At 60.3% G+C, this 443-nt stretch carries 1 protein-coding gene; it reads left to right on the top strand.

The genetic code is table 11. From position 1 onward, the window contains the following. A partial coding sequence (locus AC0T7J_RS25305) for a divalent metal cation transporter (protein WP_473798518.1) occupies window positions 1-443 on the top strand: 443 nt, incomplete at both ends.

Below are 443 nucleotides of genomic sequence, written 5' to 3'. Positions count from 1 at the left end.
ACCATCGGCTGCAGCATTCCGCCGGACGAAGGCGTGCATGGCGCTTTGCTGGGGGCGGTCTCGGTGATCGGCGCGGTCGCCGGCTCGATCGCCAACTTCGTGCACCCCTATGTCATGCGCCAGAAAGGCTGGACCGGGCCGCAGCACAAGCGCATTCAGCGTAACGATCTGCTGTTTGCGGTGTTCGTCGGGATCATCATCAACCTGGCGATCTGGATCGTCGGTGCGGAAATCCTCCGTCCCAACGGCATCGAGGTGAAAACCTTGGGCGATCTGGGCAAGGCGCTGGAAATCTTCTTCGGCCCGATCGGCTGGTACGTGTTCTTCATCGGCGTGTTCGCAACGCTGTTCGCCAGCATTTCAGGTAAGACCACGGCGTTTCCGATGCTGATTACCGATGCCTTCCAGCATGTTCGCCCTGAGCGTCGCGAGAAGTACGGTAA

The organism is Pantoea sp. E956-1 (assembly GCF_982223955.1).
The sequence above is the reverse complement of the archived record's forward strand: the minus strand, read 5'-3'. Positions and strand labels throughout refer to the sequence as shown.